General features: G+C 69.7%; 13 protein-coding genes and 2 rRNA genes (1 of these 15 cut by a window edge). 8 read left to right on the forward strand and 7 right to left on the reverse strand.

All coding sequences use genetic code 11. The features are described from left to right. Positions 1–108 precede the first annotated feature (108 nt). Positions 109–1233: a phosphate ABC transporter substrate-binding protein PstS gene (gene pstS, locus SGLAU_RS15825; protein WP_043502110.1), complete on the reverse strand. Its 1125-nt coding sequence runs from the start codon at positions 1231–1233 to the stop codon at positions 109–111. Between the two features lie 398 nt (positions 1234–1631). On the opposite strand from pstS, the gene SGLAU_RS15830 reads away from it, so the two are divergent. Beyond that, positions 1632–3200 (forward strand): FAD-binding oxidoreductase, encoded by a 1569-nt coding sequence (locus SGLAU_RS15830; protein WP_043502112.1) that lies wholly within the window; start codon positions 1632–1634, stop codon positions 3198–3200. Between the two features lie 47 nt (positions 3201–3247). Here the strand turns inward: SGLAU_RS15830 and SGLAU_RS15835 are convergent, their stop codons facing one another. The 3 genes from SGLAU_RS15835 to SGLAU_RS15845 form a co-directional block, all read right to left on the reverse strand. Further along, positions 3248–3964 (reverse strand): phosphatase PAP2 family protein, encoded by a 717-nt coding sequence (locus SGLAU_RS15835; RefSeq protein WP_043502113.1) that lies wholly within the window; start codon positions 3962–3964, stop codon positions 3248–3250. 292 nt (positions 3965–4256) lie between these two features. Next, positions 4257–5264 (reverse strand): NlpC/P60 family protein, encoded by a 1008-nt coding sequence (locus SGLAU_RS15840; RefSeq protein WP_043502114.1) that lies wholly within the window; start codon positions 5262–5264, stop codon positions 4257–4259. Positions 5265–5372: 108 nt separating this feature from the next. Continuing rightward, positions 5373–6329 (reverse strand): oxidoreductase, encoded by a 957-nt coding sequence (locus SGLAU_RS15845; protein ID WP_043502116.1) that lies wholly within the window; start codon positions 6327–6329, stop codon positions 5373–5375. A gap of 61 nt (positions 6330–6390) precedes the next feature. On the opposite strand from SGLAU_RS15845, the gene SGLAU_RS15850 reads away from it, so the two are divergent. The 7 genes from SGLAU_RS15850 (at position 6391) to SGLAU_RS15880 (ending at position 14573) form a co-directional block, all read left to right on the forward strand. Next, positions 6391–6996 carry a TetR/AcrR family transcriptional regulator gene (locus SGLAU_RS15850; protein ID WP_043502118.1) on the forward strand — a complete coding sequence of 202 codons (606 nt, stop codon included), beginning with the start codon at positions 6391–6393 and terminating at the stop codon, positions 6994–6996. 304 nt (positions 6997–7300) lie between these two features. After that, complete coding sequence (locus SGLAU_RS15855; RefSeq protein WP_006136301.1) at positions 7301–7609, forward strand: hypothetical protein; 309 nt, start codon at positions 7301–7303, stop codon at positions 7607–7609. A gap of 222 nt (positions 7610–7831) precedes the next feature. After that, entirely contained in the window at positions 7832–8644 is an 813-nt protein-coding gene (locus SGLAU_RS15860; RefSeq protein WP_043502120.1) for a hypothetical protein, read from the forward strand. Beyond that, complete coding sequence (locus SGLAU_RS15865; protein WP_043502121.1) at positions 8634–9980, forward strand: hypothetical protein; 1347 nt, start codon at positions 8634–8636, stop codon at positions 9978–9980. The genes SGLAU_RS15860 and SGLAU_RS15865 overlap by 11 nt, the downstream gene beginning before the upstream one ends. Further along, positions 9977–11533 (forward strand): SCO6880 family protein, encoded by a 1557-nt coding sequence (locus tag SGLAU_RS15870; protein WP_043502123.1) that lies wholly within the window; start codon positions 9977–9979, stop codon positions 11531–11533. The genes SGLAU_RS15865 and SGLAU_RS15870 overlap by 4 nt, the downstream gene beginning before the upstream one ends. A gap of 6 nt (positions 11534–11539) precedes the next feature. Continuing rightward, the gene (locus SGLAU_RS15875; RefSeq protein ID WP_043502125.1) at positions 11540–12952 is read left to right on the forward strand and encodes an ATP-binding protein; all 1413 of its coding nucleotides are present in this window, start codon (positions 11540–11542) and stop codon (positions 12950–12952) included. 1 nt (position 12953) lies between these two features. Continuing rightward, positions 12954–14573, forward strand: coding sequence for a hypothetical protein (locus tag SGLAU_RS15880; protein WP_043502127.1), 1620 nt, complete (start codon positions 12954–12956; stop codon positions 14571–14573). Between the two features lie 29 nt (positions 14574–14602). On the opposite strand, the gene SGLAU_RS15885 is transcribed toward SGLAU_RS15880, so the two are convergent. From SGLAU_RS15885 to SGLAU_RS15895, 3 genes are all read right to left on the reverse strand, one after another. Next, complete coding sequence (locus SGLAU_RS15885) at positions 14603–15178, reverse strand: GNAT family N-acetyltransferase (protein ID WP_099052939.1); 576 nt, start codon at positions 15176–15178, stop codon at positions 14603–14605. Positions 15179–15324: 146 nt separating this feature from the next. Continuing rightward, a 5S ribosomal RNA gene (rrf, locus tag SGLAU_RS15890) occupies positions 15325–15441 on the reverse strand. Positions 15442–15526: 85 nt separating this feature from the next. Continuing rightward, a 23S ribosomal RNA gene (locus tag SGLAU_RS15895) occupies positions 15527–17748 on the reverse strand; it runs 902 nt beyond the window's last position.

The raw sequence follows: 17748 nt of genomic DNA on the forward strand, positions 1-17748 counted from the left end.
GCCGCGTCGGTCGGGCGGCTCGGTGGAGCCGTGCGCGGGGCGCGGCTCCGGGCGGCGGTGCACCGGACGGTGCGGTCCGGTCCCGGCCGGGACCGGACCGCACTCGGGTCAGCTCAGCTCTTCGATGGTCGTGCGGACCTTGGCGATGATGTCCGCGGGCATCGGCGCGTAGTCGTTCTGCGCCAGGACGTTCTGGCCGTCCTCGCTGGCGATGTAGCGCAGGAAGGCCTTGGTGGCGGGCAGGGTGTCCTGCTTGTTGCCCTTGTCACAGACGATCTCGTAGGTGACGAGGGTGATCGGGTAGGCGCCCTCGGCCTTGGTGGCGTAGTTCAGCTCCAGGGCGAGGTCCTTGCCGGTGCCGACGACCTTGGCGTCGGCGATGGCCTTGGTGGCGTTCTCGACGGTGGCCTTGACCGGGGTGCCGGCGCCGGTGTCGATGTCGACGGTCTTGATGCCGTCCTTGGCGTAGGACAGCTCGAAGTAGCCGATGGCGCCGTTGGTCTGCTTCACCTGCTGGGCGAGGCCGGAGGAGCCCGCGGCGGCCTGGCCGCCCTTGGCCTGCCAGGTCTTGCCGCCCTCGTACTTCCAGTTGCCCGGCGTGGTGGCGAGCAGGTACTTGGTGAAGTTGTCCGTCGTACCGGAGTCGTCGGAGCGGTGGAACGCCTGGATCTTCAGGTCGGGCAGCTCGACGTCGGGGTTGAGCTTGGCGATCGCCGGGTCGTTCCAGTTGGTGATCTTGCTGTCGAAGATCTTGGCGAGGGTCGGCGCGTCCAGGACGAGGCTGTCCACGCCCGAGACGTTGAAGCCGACCGCGATCGGGCCGCCGACCATCGGCAGGTCGATGCCCTGGCCGCCGGAGCAGACCTTCTTGGAGGCGGCGATCTCCTCGGAGTCCAGCGCGGAGTCGGAACCGGCGAAGGCGACCTGGCCCTGGGTGAAGGCGGTGATGCCCGCGCCGGAGCCGCCGCCCTTGTAGTTGATCTGAACGCCGTTGCACTGCGAGGTGAACTGCTTCACCCAGGCGTCGATGGCGTTCTTCTGCGCGGACGAACCGTCGGCGAGCAGCTGCCCCTGGGCGTCGTCGCACTTGATGGAACCCGCGGCCGTGGCGCCCCCCGTCGGGTCCCCGGCACCGGTGGTGTCGTCGGAGCCGCACGCCGTGAGGGCCAGGGCGCCGGAGACGGCGAGAGCACCGAGGGTGAGGGCCCGCCGGTTCATGCGCTGAAGCTTCACTTTCGGGAGTTCCTTCCGGGAGCCGCCGTCCTGAATCCGGCGGCGTGCGAAGTGTGGGTGAGACGGACGCGGGACCCGAGGTTCGCGTCCGTCGTCAGCAAGGCCGAAATTAGGCAGAACAGGTGAAGCCGCCTATGGCCGGAAGTGAACGGGGGGTGAACCCCTGCGGACGGTGCGGTGAGGTCACGGAATGCTCACGGGGAGGGCACGCGAAGGTCCCGGCCCCGGCGCACACGGGTCTCAGCACCGCAGACTCCCCGACGGCGAACAAAAGGGGTATTTGTGAGGAACGTACACCACGCGCCGTCACCGGAGGGAGTACACGATCGAGTGTGGAACCCCCGGCCCCCCGCCCCCGTCTCGTTCCACGACAGCACGCTCGGGGCGGAGGCAGGCACATGGAACGGCGTACGTTCATCGGCGGCACGGCCGCCCTCGCGGCGGCGGTCCCGGCGGCGGCCTGCTCGGGCACGGACCACGCCCGGGCGGCCTCGACGACGCCCGGGGCCCCCACGGGCGCCGCGTCCCCGGCCCTCACCACCAGCCGGTCCACCCGGGCCTCCGCGGGCTGGAGCGCCCTCGCCGGCGACCTCGACGGCGCCCTGGTCCGCCCCGGCGACGCCGCCTGGGCCACCGCCCGCCAGCTCTACAACACCCGCTTCGACTCCCTGCGGCCCGCCGCCGTCGCCTACGTCGCCCACCCCGGCGACATCGCCACCACCCTCGCCTTCGCCCGCGCCCACGACCTGCGCGTCGCCATCCGCAACGGCGGCCACTCCTACGCGGGCTGGTCCTCCGGCAACGGACGACTGATCATCGACGTGTCCCGGCTGAACACGGTGCGGGCGAGCGGCGACTCGGCGGTGGTCGGCGCGGGCGCCAAGCTGATCGACGTCTACCGCGCGCTCGCCGCCAGGGGCGCCACGATCCCCGCCGGCTCCTGCCCGACGGTCGGCGTCTCCGGCCTCGTCCTCGGCGGCGGCCACGGCGTCGTCTCCCGCGCGTACGGCCTGACCTGTGACAGCCTCACCCAGGCCACCCTGGTCACCGCCAACGGCCGACGGATCACCGCGAACGCCCGCGAGCACAAGGACCTCTTCTGGGCGCTGCGCGGCGCCGGCAACGGCAACTTCGGCGTCGTCACCGAGCTGCGCTTCCGCACCCACCCGGCACCGCAGGCGGTCACCGGTCACCTCACCTGGCCCTGGGCGAAGGCCGCCGCCGTGATCAGGGCATGGCAGGAGTGGGGCCCGGACCAGCCCGACGAGATCTGGTCGTCCCTGCACCTGGCGCGCGCGGCCGGGGGCTACCCCACGATCTCCGTCGCGGCCTTCTCCCTCGGCACCCACGGTGAGCTCCAGAACGCCGTCGACCGGCTCGCCGACCGGGTCGACTCCCCCGCGTCCGGTGTCTTCCTGCGCCGCCGCTCCTACGAGGAGGCGATGGAGGTCTACGCGGGCTGCGCCTCCTTCGCCTCGGACGCCCAGTGCCACCTGCCGGGCACCACCCCGGGCCGCACCCCGCAGGGCGCGCTGGCCCGGGAGACGTACGCGGCCCGCTCCGACTTCTTCGACCGCTCGCTGTCCGCGGCGGGTGTCCAGGCCCTGCTCGGCCGGATCACGTCGGTGCGGGGCGGCACGGGCAGCATCGCGCTCACCGCGCTGGGCGGCGCGGCCAACCGGGTGTCCCCCACGGCGACGGCCTTCGTGCACCGCCGCTCGCGGATGCTCGCCCAGTACCTGGTCTCCTGGCGCGCGGGCACGTCCGGCGGCACCGCCCGGGCCTGGCTGGACTCGGCCCACCGGGCGATGTGCCCGTACGCCTCGGGCGCGGCCTACCAGAACTACACGGACCCGGCCCTGAAGGACTGGCGCACGGCGTACTACGGCCCCGCGGCGCCGCGCCTGGCCCGGCTGAAGCGGACGTACGACCCGGGGCGGGTGTTCACCCACCCGCAGGCGCTGTGAGCACCGGCGCGCCGGGAGAACCCCGGCGCCCGCCGGCCGGCCCCGCCTCAGGCGGCGAGGTCCCGCTCCTCGCTCTGCCTGCCGGTGGAGTCCTGCCGGGCCCCGGGGATCAGGGCGTCCCGGCTCCCGGCGGACGGCCGGGCCCGGATCAGCCAGCCCACCCGCGGCGACCGCTCCATCGCCCTGGCGACGGGGGTGAGCAGCGCCATGGCGACGGGCGACAGCAGCAGCGCGACCGCCGTGCCGAGCGCGAACCCGCCCACGACGTCGGTCGGGTAGTGCACGCCCATGTACACCCGGCAGAACCCTTCCAGCAGGGCGAGCCCGATGCCGACGAGCCCGAACTTCCGGTTGGCGACGAAGAGCCCGACGGCCATGGCCATGGTGATGGTCGCGTGGTCGCTGACGAACGAGAAGTCGGTCTTGCCCTTGACGAGGACCTCCAGGCCCTCGTGCTCCAGGAAGGGCCGGGGCCGCTCCACGAATCCGCGTATCGGCACGTTCACCAGCACCGCGACGCCGGCCGCCAGCGGCGCCCAGACCAGCGCGGCGACGGACGAGGCCGCCTCCTGCGCGGATCCGGCCCGGCGCCGCCCGGTCCACCAGCACCACAGCACGAGCAGCACCATGCCGAGCAGCAGTCCGTACTCGCCGACGTACTCCATGACGCGGTCGAACCAGTGCGGCGCGTCCTTGGCCAGGCCATTGATGTCGTACAGCAGCTCGACGTCGGGGTTCGACCCGGATTGCGCGAGTCCAGCCATGGTGCAGCGGCCCCTTCGTCGTCATCTCGGCGGCGCACCCTTCCGTGCGCCGTCCTGCCACCCCCGTGGTGGGTAGATCGATCGTCCCGGTCGATGGTCTGTCGATGGTCTAGGTCAATCGGCTACGTCAACAGGAACGCACGGTCCCGGTCTCCGCGTTCCACATTCCACTGAATGATCACGCAGACGTTATCGAAGAGAGATACGTCATCGCAGCTCAGGGGTGTGGTTCACGCTCAGTTCAAGCCGCTCGCCGCCGGGTCCGCACCGCTCCGGGCGGCGTCGCACCCGGTCAGACGGCCGAGGGCAGCGCTTTTGCGCCATCCTCGGTGACGCGGGTGGCCCCGAAGTACTTCGCGGTGTCGATCGGGTCGAACCGGATCACCGCGCCCGTGTACGGCGCGTCGATCATGTAACCGCCGCCGACGTAGATCCCCACGTGGTCGATGGCCCGCGAGTTGGTGGGGTCGGGCGAGAAGAACACCAGGTCACCGGGGAGGAGTTCGTCCCGGGAGGGGTGCGGCCCGGCGTTGTACTGATCGTTCGCCACCCGCGGCAGCTCGATCCCCACGCTCTCGTACGCCGCCTTGGTCAGCCCCGAGCAGTCGAACCGCCCGCCCTGCTCGGGCGTGCCGTTCCCGCCCCACAGATAGGGCGTGCCGAGCTTCTGCTGCGCGTAGTGGATGGCCCCGGCGGCCTGCTTGGACGGGTCGAGCCGGGTGGTGGGGGCGGCGAAGCTGTCCTCCAGCGTCGTGATCGTCCGGACGTAGTTCTGCGTCTCCGCGTACGGCGGCACACCCCGGTACTTGATCACCGCGTACGCCCCCGCGTTGTACGCGGCGAGCATGTTCCGCGTCGGGTCCCCGGGCACGTCCTTCACGTACTCGGCGAGCGTGCAGTCGTACTTCGCGGCCGACGGGATCGCGTCCCGCGGATCCCACACGTCACGGTCGCCGTCCCCGTCGCCGTCGACGCCGTGCGTGGCCCAGGTGCCGGGGATGAACTGCGCGATGCCCTGCGCGGCGGCCGGGCTCCTGGCGCTCGGGTTGAAGCCGCTCTCCTGGTACAGCTGCGCGGCGAGCAGGGCCGGGTTGATGGCCGGGCACATGTTGCCGTACCGCTGCACCAGCGGCTGGTACGCGGCCGGCACCGAGCCCTTGGCCAGCGCCTTGCTGCCGCCGCGCGCCCCGTTCACGAGATTCCCGGCGACCAGGTACACGCCGACGACGAGCAGCATCACGAAGGCGAGCGAACCACCGACCACGGCAGTGCCAACGATCCACGCCTTACGCACCGTCAACCGCCCCTCACCGCCCGGGAGTACGCCGGGGTCAGTGTAGAGGCGGAAGCCGTCCCCCGCAGGTATGACGATCCGTCCGCTCGCCGGCCCCCCGCGCGCGACGGCCGGTCAGGGCCGCCCGGCCGGGAACCCCACCCCGGTCAGCTCCTGTGACGCCTCCCACAGCCGCCGCGCCGCCACCGGGTCGCTCGCCGCCGCTGACCGGCCCACCAGGGCCGGCGCGCCCCGCATCTCGGCGAACCCGTCGGGGCCGACATAGCTCCCGCCCGGCAGGTCCGCCACCGCCGCGTACAGCGTGGGCAGCGCGCCCGCCCGGTCGCTCTGGGCGAGGAGGCGGTTGCCGATCCCCATGACGGCGCGGGCCAGCGGGTTGCCGGCGTGGCTCTGCAGGTTGGTGGCCGCGTAGCCGGGGTGGGCGGCCACGGCCCGTACCCCGGACCCGGACTCGGCCAGCCGGCGCTGGAGTTCCAGGGTGAAGAGCAGGTTGGCCAGCTTGGACTGGGCGTAGGCGCGCACCGGCGTGTAGCCGGACGTCAGGTTCAGGTCGTCGAAGCGGATGACGCCGTAGCCCGCGCGGTGCATCCCGGACGAGACGGTCACCACCCGGTCGGTGACACACGGCAGCAGCAGGTTGGTGAGCGCGAAGTGACCCAGGTGGTTCGTGCCGAACTGCATCTCGAACCCGTCACGCGTCCGCCGGCGCGGCAGCATCATCACGCCGGCGTTGTTGATCAGCAGGTCCAGCGGGCGCCCTTCCCACCGCTCGGCGAACTCCCGTACGGACGTCAGATCGGCGAGGTCCAGCCGCCGCACCTCCGTACTGCCCCGCGCCGTCCCGCCGCCGCCCGCCTGCGCCTGCGCCTGCGCCTCCGCCGCCGCGGCCCGCCCGCGCGCCTCGTCCCGCACGGCGTAGACGACGTGCGCCCCCGCCCGCGCCAGCTCCCGCGCGACGACCCGCCCGAGCCCGCTGTTGGCGCCGGTGACGACGGCCGTCCGCCCGGCGAGGTCCGGCAGCCGGCTCACGTCCCACTTGGCCGGCCGGGCCGGCTTGGTCGTAGATGCCATGCCCTCAAAGTAGGCACCGCCAACAATGCTGTCAATGACAACATCCAGCTACGATGAGCCCATGCACCAGCCCGAGGGCAACAGCCGCCCCTACCACCACGGCGACCTCCGCGCCGCCCTGCTCTCGGCCGCCGAACGCACCCTGCGCACCAAGGGCGCCACCGCGCTCTCCCTGCGCGAACTCGCCCGCGACCTCGGCGTCAGCCACGCCGCCCCGGGCCGCCACTTCAAGGACAAGCAGGCCCTGCTCGACGCGCTCGCCCTCACCGGCTTCCAGCGCATGGCGGCCGCCCTGGACGCCGCCGACGACCCCGCCCTGCCCCTCGAATCCCGGCTCACCGCACTCGCCCGCGCCTATCTCGGCTTCACCGTGGACAACCCCGCCCTGCTGGAGCTGATGTACGCCCGCAAACACGACCCGGACATCCCCGCGCGGCTCGCCACCGCCATCGCCCGGACGAAGGAACCCCTGTTCCGGATCATCACCGACGCCCAGCGGCGCGGCGAGATCGTCCCGGGCGACCCCGAGCACATCGTCCTGCTGGCCGGCGCCAGCCTGCACGGCGTCGCCAGCCTCACCGCCACCGGCCACCTCCCGCCCGAGTCCGCCCTCACCGGCGTCGGCGAGCTGATCCACCACCTGCTGCACGGCCTCAGACCCCGCTAGCCTTCACCCGGACGGCACTCACCCGCAGCACACCGGCACGTCGCGTGACCCTCCACACCATCAGAAACCGGCACAGTCACCAAAAGTGACACAACGACGGAACCACACCGCTGGTTCCGCACCCGCTTCATTGCCCGTCGTTACCTGCCGTGATACACAGAGTGACCATACGAGCTATTCGTACGAAACCTGCCAAGCAATGACGCCAAGTCGACATACCCGGGCGTCATTGTCGGCGAGAATGAGGCCTGACCTCTGCGCACCGCAGGGTCCGCGGAACTACCCAACAGGGGCGGTGACTTACATGCTCTTTGCGGCCGACGAGGGAGACATCAACACCATCATCGGGGGGATCGCTCCGGACTGGGGGCCCTTCGGCAGCCTGGGCAACGAGGCCAAGGTGATGATCGAGGTCGTGATGGCGGTCGCCATCCTGATCTGCCTCGGCATCGCCATCTGGGGCGCCGCCAAACAGCGCATCGGCGCCACGGCGCTCCGCGACACCTTCAGCGCGGAACAGGGCAAGGGCCTGATCATCGCCGGACTCACCGGCGTCTTCATCATCGGGTCCCTCGGCACGCTCTTCACCATCGTGTACGGCATGGCCGTGTAGCCCGGCCCGCCGCCGCCCGCCGCGGGCGCACCCCGTCCGCTCCGGGCACGCCCGGTCCCCCCTACCCCACCCGCCCGTCGTGCCCACCGGCTGAGGTTGCGTTTCCCTGATGTCGAGTCACCACACCGCGCCCGCGCGGGAACCAGCACGGCTACCGTCGTACCCCTACGCGTTCATCCGGTACGACGGTTTCCGCTACGACATCGAGGGGGCGGACACGACATGAGTCTCGGAGACGAACACGACCCGGGCACCTCCGGCGGTTACGGCGGCACCGGCCACACCCGCACCCGCCTGCCCGACCCCGACCCCTACGGCGGCGCCCGCCGCCCCGGCCGCTCCTCCTCCCGCAGCCTGGTCACCGTCGTCGGCGTCGTCGTCCTGCTCATCGCGGCCATCGCCTTCGCCAACCGCGGCGACGAGGACGCGCCCGCCGGAGCGGAGGACGCGGAGCAACCCCGCCCCGCGGCCACCGCCCCCACCGGCACCCGCCCGGTCACCTCCGGCTACGCCCACGACGAACAGGGGGCCCAGAGCGCCGCGGCGAACTATGCGGTCGCGCTGGGCTCGGCGGAGATGTTTGACACAGCCAGACGGCAACAGATCGTGCGCACCGTGTACGCCCCTGATGTCGCTGCGGCCCGTCAGGCCGACCTGGACAAGGCGTACTCCAACCAGGAGTTCCTGGCCAACATCGGCCTGGAGAAGGATGGCTCCGCCCCGGACGGTCAGACCTTCATCTCGCGCATCATCCCTGTCGGCACCAAGGTCACGGCGTTCGGCGCCGACAAGGCCACCATCGACGTCTGGTACACCTCCCTCTTCGGGCTGTCCGGCGAAAAGTCCACGAACCCTGTGTCCGAGAGTTGGTACACGACCACGTACCAGTTGCAGTGGATCAACAACGACTGGAAGGTCACCGACTTCCAGCAGAAGGACGGGCCCGTACCGGTCGGGCGCGATCAGAAGGCCTCCACCGCCGACGACATGACGAAGGCCGTCGAGGAGTTCGGAGGGTTCACGTATGCGCGCTAACCACCCCTTCCTCAAGGTCACGGCCGCAGTAGCCGCCGTTCAGACCACCACGGTGCTGCTGGCCACCCGTGCCTTCGCCGCGCCCACTCCGAACCCCACCCCGACGCCCAGCCCCACCGGGAGCAATGACCCCTGCGACCTCATTCGTGGCCCCGCCAAGGACTACTGCGAACGAGGCAGCAGCAGCCGTTCCCGCTCCGGCCCCGACACCCTGGACCCCACCTCCACCCTCGACCCCCTCTCCTCGCTCGCCCAAGGCTGCGCCGACGCAGCGTCGTGGACGATCGACAAGCTCAGCGAGGCGGTCAAGGACACGGCGAACGTCGACTTCACGAACCCGCAGTTCCTCCAGCAGTACGCGGTGGTCTTCGCCGCGTCGACGATCCTCACGCTGCTCCTGTGGCTGCTGGCGGTCGCCAAGCGCGCCGTGCGCGGCGTGCCGCTGACCACCGCCGTCTCGGAGGCGATCGGCTTCCTCTGGCTCACCGTCCTCGCCTCCGCCTTCACGCCGCTGATCCTGTACACGGTGGTCAGTGCCACCGACGGCATCACGGACGTCCTCGCGAAGGCCACCGGCGACCAGACCGACACGTTCTTCGGCAACTTCTCCGGCGCGCTGGAGAAGGGCGAGGACATCGGCGGCGGCCCCATCATGCTGATCGTGGTCTCCCTGGTGAGCATCCTCGCCGCGGGCGTCCTGTGGCTGGAACTCGTCATCCGCGCCGCCCTGCTGTACGTCGGCGCCCTGCTCGGCACGGTCGTCTACGCCGGCCTGGTCGACAAGAACCTGTGGGGCCACGTCCGCCGCTGGGCGGGCATCATGATCGCGGTGATCCTCGTCAAGCCGGTGATCGTGATCGTCCTGGGCCTCGCGGGCGCCCTGTCCGCGGACGACGGCCCGGACGCGTTCTCCGCGGTCGTCTCCGGCCTCGCGATCATCCTGCTCGCCATCTTCGCCTCGGCGATGATCTACCGCTTCGTCCCGGGCTTCGGCGACGAGATCGCCGGTTCCCGCAACAACCGCATCATGCAGTCCGCCGAGGGCAAGGCGGCGGCCGTGATCAGCAGCCCGGCCACCCTGGTCGCCCAGGGCATCAAGACCCACAGCTCCCGTGCGGACAGCAACGGCGCCCAGTCCGCCGGTCCGAGCGGCCCCCGCCCGGCCAACACCGCCGCGGGCGGCGTCGCCGCGCACAGCTCGCGCACCTCGGCCGGTGGCGGCGGATCCGTCCCCTCCGCCGCGCCGCCGCCCCGCTCGTCCAGCCCGGTGAACACCCCTCACGCCAGCAACACCCGCAACAGCAGTACCCATCGCACGGGAGGTGAAGGGCGTTGACGACCGAGTCCCATCTGTCCCATCCGGTCACGCCCCGCCGTACATATCTGATCGGCCGCGCCCGGCCGAACGCGATCGTCGGCCGCAACCGCGAGACCGGCGAGATCGTGCTGATCATCGCGGGCGCGTTCCTCGGCATGATGTGCGGGCTCCTCGTTCCGGTCCTGTCCCTGCGGATCGTGCTGCTCATGGGCTTCCCGCTGCTCGCCCTCGCGGCGGTCTACGTCCCGTACAAGCACCGCACCTTCTACAAGTGGTTCGAGATCAACCGCAGCTACAAGCGCACGCTGCGCTCGGGCGCCACCTACCGCTCCGGCGCGATCGAGGCGGGCACCCGGCTCGACGGGCGGGAGATCGAGGTCGGCCCGCCGCCCGGCATCGGCCGCATCACCTGGCTCTCCGCCCCGTTCGGGCCCGACGAGATCGCCGTACTGCTGCACGCCGACCGCAAGACGGTCACCGCCTGCATCGAGATCGAGGGCCCCGGCGTCGGCCTGCGCGACTCGGAGGACCAGGAAGCCCTGGTGGACCGTTTCGGCACGCTGCTCAAGCACGTCGCCAACGGAGACGGCTTCGTCACCCGCCTCCAGATGCTGGCCCGCACCCTGCCCGCCGACCCGGACGCCCACGCCAAGGACGTCGCCGTCCGCGGCGACGACCGGGCCCCGGCCTGGCTCCAGCAGTCCTACGACCAGCTCCAGTCGATGGTGTCGACCAGCAGCGAGCAGCACCGCGCGTACCTGGTCGCCTGTATGCACTACACCCGTGAACTGGCCGCCGAGGCGCACGCCATGGCCCGCGCGGCCCGCCCGCACGGCGGCAAGGTCGACCGGGACGCGGGCCTCGCCGTCGTCATGGCCAGGGAGCTGACGGACATCTGCTCCCGCCTCCAGGAGGCCGACATCCGGGTCCGGCAGCCGCTCGGCCAGAGCCGGCTCTCCTCGCTCATCCACTCCATGTACGACCCGGACCACCCGATCGACCACATCCAGGCGATGACGAAGCGCAACGCCTGGCCGGCCGAGCTGGACGCCATGGAACCGACGTTCCTCCAGGCGAAGACCCGCGAGTCCTCCACCCGCGCCCCCTGGTGCCACGCCACGGCTTGGGTGAAGGAGTGGCCGATGACCCCCGTGGGCGTCAACTTCCTGGCCCCGCTGCTGGTCCACACCCCGGACGTCATCCGGACCGTCGCCGTCACGATGGACCTCGAACCCACCGAGGTCGCCATCGAACGCATGCTCACCGAGAAGACCAACGACGAGGCGGAGGCGTCCCGCGCCGCCAAGATGAACCGCACTGTCGACCCGCGGGACATCGCGGCGCACAACCGTCTCGACCAGCGCGGCGAGGACCTGGCGAGCGGCGCCGCGGGAGTGAATCTCGTCGGCTACATCACCGTCTCCTCGCGTAATCCGGAGGCGCTGGCCCGCGACAAGCGCACGATAAGGGCGTCGGCCGGAAAGTCGTATCTGAAGCTGGAATGGTGCGACCGCGAGCACCACCGCGCCTTCGTGAACACGCTGCCCTTCGCCACCGGCATTCGGAGGTAGGACCTGATGCGGGACCCGCTGTCCGTCCTCACCGACGCCTTCACGTCCTTCCTGTTCGGGAAGGTGGAGACGACCCGCCTGCCGGTCCGCACGTCCACCGGCCAGGCCCAGGCGGTCTACCTGCCGACCGCCGCCCCCGGTCTCGGCGACTCCGGCGTCATCATCGGCCGCGAGGTCTACTCGGGGAAGGGGTACATCTACGACCCCTTCCAGTTGTACGGCCAGCAGCTCCCCGCCCCGCACTGGCTCGTCCTCGGCGAGTCCGGCAACGGCAAGTCGGCCCTGGAGAAGACCTACGTCCTGCGTCAGCTGCGCTTCCGGGACCGCCAGGTCGTCGTGCTGGACGCGCAGGGCGAGGACGGTGTCGGCGAGTGGAACCTGATCGCGCAGGAGCTGGGCATAACGCCCATCCGGCTGGACCCGATGGCCGCCCTGGACCACGGCATCCGGCTCAACCCGCTCGACCCCGCGATCACCACGACCGGCCAGCTCGCCCTGCTGCGCACCATCATCGAGGTCGCGATGGGCCACGGCCTCGACGAGCGCTCCGGCTTCGCCCTCAAGGTCGCGCACGCCTACGTCAACGAGACCATCGTCGAACGCCAGCCCGTCCTGTCCGACATCGTCGACCAGCTGCGCCACCCCGAGCCCGAGTCGGCGGAGGCGATGAACGTCGACATAGATGACGTACGGGCCTGGGGCCTGGACGTGGCGCTGGTGCTGGACCGGCTCGTCGACGGTGACCTGCGCGGCATGTTCGACGGCCCGACCACGGTCGGCATCGACCTGGACGCCCCGCTGATCGTCTTCGACCTGTCCCACATCGACCGCAACTCCATCGCCATGCCCATCCTCATGGCGATCGTCGGCGTGTGGCTGGAGCACACCTGGATCCGCCCCGACCGGAAGAAGCGCATCTTCCTGGTCGAGGAGGCCTGGCACATCATCAACAGCCCGTTCGTCGCCCAGCTCTTCCAGCGGCTGCTGAAGTTCGGCCGTCGGCTCGGCCTGTCCTTCGTCGCCGTCGTCCACCACCTGTCCGACGTGGTGGACGGCGCGGCGGCGAAGGAGGCGGCGGCGATCCTGAAGATGGCGTCCACGAGGACGATCTACGCCCAGAAGGCCGACGAGGCCCGCGCCACCGGCCGGGTCCTCGGCCTGCCCCGCTGGGCCGTCGAGATCATTCCCACCCTCACCCCCGGCATCGCCGTCTGGGACGTCAACGGCAACGTCCAGGTCGTGAAGCACCTGGTCACCGAGACCGAGCGCCCGCTCGTCTTCACCGACCGCGCGATGACCGAGTCCTCCGCCGACTTCCTCGACCACGACCCCCTGCGCGCCGCCGAACTGGAGGCGGAGCAGCGGGCCGCCGCGTTCGTCGAACAGCACCTCGGCGACTCCGAGTCCACGGTGGCCTGAGATGGGACCGGACGACCGAGGCCGCCGCCAGAACACCCAGGGCGGCATCCCCGACGGCCTGCTGGTGGGCATGCTCGTCTTCCTGCTCGGCATGACCCTGCTGGTCTGGTCGGCCACGGGCCTGGCCGCCTGGCTCGCCCACGGCGCCTGGCCGGACGGCGTCACGTTCGCCCGTACGCCACTGGCCATGCGCCGCCTGATCGCCCAGCCGCACGACATCCCGGGCGCCTGGCCGGACACGCCGCCCGGGCACCTCTCGGGGTACGGGCTGTTCTGGGGCCTGTTCATCGGGCAGCTGATGGTGCTGGTCGTGCTGACCGTGTTCGTGCTGGGCACCCTCGCCCGCTGGCGGGCGGGGCGGGCGGCACGCCGGTCCGCGCCCGCGTCCGGGCGCGCCCCCGCGCCGGACCCGCACGCCACGCCCACGCCCGAGCCCTCGTACGAGGTGCCCACCCCGCGCCGGGAACCCGAGCCCGCCCCGGCCCACGCCCCCGCCGGCACGGCGCCGGCGCCGGCCCCTCTCCCGCAGCTCCCGCACGAGACCCCCCAGGGCCAGGGCCCGTACCCGCAGGCCCCGCACGAGACCTCGCACGGCCAGGCCGCGTACTCCCAGGTCCCGCACCCACAGGCCCCGCACGGGAAGGCCGCGCACGAAGGGCCGGCCGCACACGGACAGCCGGCCGTCCCCGCTCCCGCCTGGGGCCGCCTCGTCCTGGCCACGCCGGAGGTCCGCCACACCACCGCCGCCCAGGCCGTCCGGGACGCCGCGGGCGCCGTCCTCGTCGTCACCTCCAGCCCGGCCGTCTGGTCCGGCACCGAGGACGCCCGCGCCAAGCTCGGCCCGGTCCTCCTCTACGACCCTCACCACCTCTGCGACACCCCGTCCCGCCTGCACTGGTCGCCGACCGCGGGCTGCGAGGACAAGCAGACGGCGGGCGGGCGCGCCGCGGCGCTGCTCGGCCCGGTCCGCCCCACCGCCCGGATCGACCAGGCGATCGGTGACACGGCCGAGACGCTGCTGCGCTGCTGCCTGCACGCCGCCGCCCTGGACGGCCGTACGGTCCGCCACGTCCACCGCTGGCTGCAGGGCAGTCAGGTCCAGGACGCCGTCCGCACCCTGCGCACCCATCCCAAGGCCGCGCCCGGTTCCGCCGGCGAGCTGGAGTCGGCTCTGACGGCGCACCCCGAGCGCCGGGACATGGCCCAGGAGCTGATCGGCCGGGCCCTGTCCGCGCTGTCCACCGTCCATGTGCGCGAGGCGTGCACTCCCAACCGAACAGATGCGCTCACCTTGGATTCCTTCGTGGCCGAAGGGGGAACGCTTTATGTGGTGGGTGAATCCATCGAGGACCCCAGGACCGACCCGGGTGCGATGCCCTTCCTGACGGCCCTCGCCTCCAGCGTGGTCGAGCACGGCCGGCGCATGGCCGCACGGTCATCCCCTGGTCGGCTCGACCCACCACTCTCCCTCGTCCTCGACGACGTGGCGGCGGTCGCCCCGCTCCCCCAGCTCCCCGAGCTGCTGGCCGGCGGAGTGGACCAGGGCCTGCCCACCCTCGCCCTGCTCCGCTCCCGCGAACAGGCCCGCGCCCGCTGGCCGCACGCCGAGCTGCCCGGCTGAGTCACCGGGCGGCCGCCTACGGCGGTCGGTCAGGCCAAGGGTGGTTCCAGGACGAACTCCAGCTCCCGCTCGTCCGGCTTCCCGGCCATCGGTACCGCCACCCCGCTCGGCGCGAAGCCCACCTTCCGGTAGAAGCCCTGTGCGCGTTCGTTGTCCTCGTGCACGATCAGCCGCACCCGCTCCACACCGATCTCCCACGACCAGGCCAGCGCCGCCGCGAAGATCCGCTCGGTCAGCCCGCGCCCGCGGAACTCGGGCCGGACGAACACTCCGACGACATGGCCCTGCCGCCGCTCCACCTCGCACCCCGCCCAGTCCGTCGTACCGGCCTCCTCGACCAGCACCGTCGCGGTCCCCGCCCACACCCCGCCGGGCCCGACGGCGACGATCTGCCGTGCCCCGGCGGCCCCCTCGGCGGCCCCCGCCGTGCGCTCCCGCCAGTAGGAGTCCGAACGGGCCACGGCGTCCTCGTAGGTGTCCAGGAAGGCGAGGTGCGCGAGCGGATCACGCAGCGCGGCCAGCCGCAGCGCCTTCACCTGGGACCACTCCTCGGCACGCACGGCACGCACCACGAACGTCTCATCGACTTCGCCGACAGCACTCATGCCGGCCACCGTAGTACCGGGGTCCCCCACCGATCACCCGGTATTCCGCCCATGCTCCGGGACGCGGCGGCCCACGAAGGGGGTGAAAACGTCCGAGAACGCAGAAAACCCCCGCATCTGTCGATGCGGGGGTTTTCCCAATAATTGTTCGGCGGCGTCCTACTCTCCCACAGGGTCCCCCCTGCAGTACCATCGGCGCTGTAAGGCTTAGCTTCCGGGTTCGGAATGTAACCGGGCGTTTCCCTCACGCTATGACCACCGAAACACTATGAAACAATCAACCGCACCACACCACACCGTGTGGGGTTGTTCGTGGTTTCAGAACCAACACAGTGGACGCGAGCAACTGAGGACAAGCCCTCGGCCTATTAGTACCGGTCAACTCCACACGTTACCGTGCTTCCATATCCGGCCTATCAACCCAGTCGTCTACTGGGAGCCTTACCCCATCAAGTGGGTGGGAGTCCTCATCTCGAAGCAGGCTTCCCGCTTAGATGCTTTCAGCGGTTATCCCTCCCGAACGTAGCCAACCAGCCATGCCCTTGGCAGAACAACTGGCACACCAGAGGTTCGTCCGTCCCGGTCCTCTCGTACTAGGGACAGCCCTTCTCAAGACTCCTACGCGCACAGCGGATAGGGACCGAACTGTCTCACGACGTTCTAAACCCAGCTCGCGTACCGCTTTAATGGGCGAACAGCCCAACCCTTGGGACCGACTCCAGCCCCAGGATGCGACGAGCCGACATCGAGGTGCCAAACCATCCCGTCGATATGGACTCTTGGGGAAGATCAGCCTGTTATCCCCGGGGTACCTTTTATCCGTTGAGCGACGGCGCTTCCACAAGCCACCGCCGGATCACTAGTCCCGACTTTCGTCCCTGCTCGACCCGTCGGTCTCACAGTCAAGCTCCCTTGTGCACTTACACTCAACACCTGATTGCCAACCAGGCTGAGGGAACCTTTGGGCGCCTCCGTTACCCTTTAGGAGGCAACCGCCCCAGTTAAACTACCCATCAGACACTGTCCCTGATCCGGATCACGGACCCAGGTTAGACATCCAGCACGACCAGACTGGTATTTCAACGACGACTCCACCTGAACTGGCGTCCAAGCTTCACAGTCTCCCAGCTATCCTACACAAGCCGAACCGAACACCAATATCAAACTGTAGTAAAGGTCCCGGGGTCTTTCCGTCCTGCTGCGCGAAACGAGCATCTTTACTCGTAGTGCAATTTCACCGGGCCTATGGTTGAGACAGTCGAGAAGTCGTTACGCCATTCGTGCAGGTCGGAACTTACCCGACAAGGAATTTCGCTACCTTAGGATGGTTATAGTTACCACCGCCGTTTACTGGCGCTTAAGTTCTCAGCTTCGCCCGGACGAATCCAAGCTAACCGGTCCCCTTAACGTTCCAGCACCGGGCAGGCGTCAGTCCGTATACATCGCCTTACGGCTTCGCACGGACCTGTGTTTTTAGTAAACAGTCGCTTCTCGCTGGTCTCTGCGGCCACCCCCAGCTCAAGGTGTAAAACCCATCACCGGGTGTGGCCCCCCTTCTCCCGAAGTTACGGGGGCATTTTGCCGAGTTCCTTAACCATAGTTCACCCGAACGCCTCGGTATTCTCTACCTGACCACCTGAGTCGGTTTAGGGTACGGGCCGCCATGAAACTCGCTAGAGGCTTTTCTCGACAGCATAGGATCATCCACTTCACCACAATCGGCTCGGCATCAGGTCTCACCCTTGATGAGTGGCGGATTTGCCTACCACTCGGGCTACACCCTTACCCCGGGACAACCACCGCCCGGGATGGACTACCTTCCTGCGTCACCCCATCACTCACCTACTACCAGCTCGGGTCACCGGCTCCACCACTCCCCATCACTCCGAAGAGATCAAGGGCGGCTTCACGGGCTTAGCATCACTGGATTCGATGTTTGACGCTCCACAGCGGGTACCGGAATATCAACCGGTTATCCATCGACTACGCCTGTCGGCCTCGCCTTAGGTCCCGACTTACCCTGGGCAGATCAGCTTGACCCAGGAACCCTTAGTCAATCGGCGCAAACGTTTCTCACGTTTGTATCGCTACTCATGCCTGCATTCTCACTCGTCAACCGTCCACAACTACCTTCCGGTGCTGCTTCACCCGGCAGACGACGCTCCCCTACCCATCACGATCCCCGTTGGGGGTACATATCGCAATGACACGACTTCGGCGGTACGCTTGAGCCCCGCTACATTGTCGGCGCGGAATCACTAGACCAGTGAGCTATTACGCACTCTTTCAAGGGTGGCTGCTTCTAAGCCAACCTCCTGGTTGTCTGTGCGACTCCACATCCTTTCCCACTTAGCGTACGCTTAGGGGCCTTAGTCGATGCTCTGGGCTGTTTCCCTCTCGACCATGGAGCTTATCCCCCACAGTCTCACTGCCGCGCTCTCACTTACCGGCATTCGGAGTTTGGCTAAGGTCAGTAACCCGGTAGGGCCCATCGCCTATCCAGTGCTCTACCTCCGGCAAGAAACACACGACGCTGCACCTAAATGCATTTCGGGGAGAACCAGCTATCA

The organism is Streptomyces glaucescens (assembly GCF_000761215.1).
Lineage (GTDB): Bacteria > Actinomycetota > Actinomycetes > Streptomycetales > Streptomycetaceae > Streptomyces > Streptomyces glaucescens_B.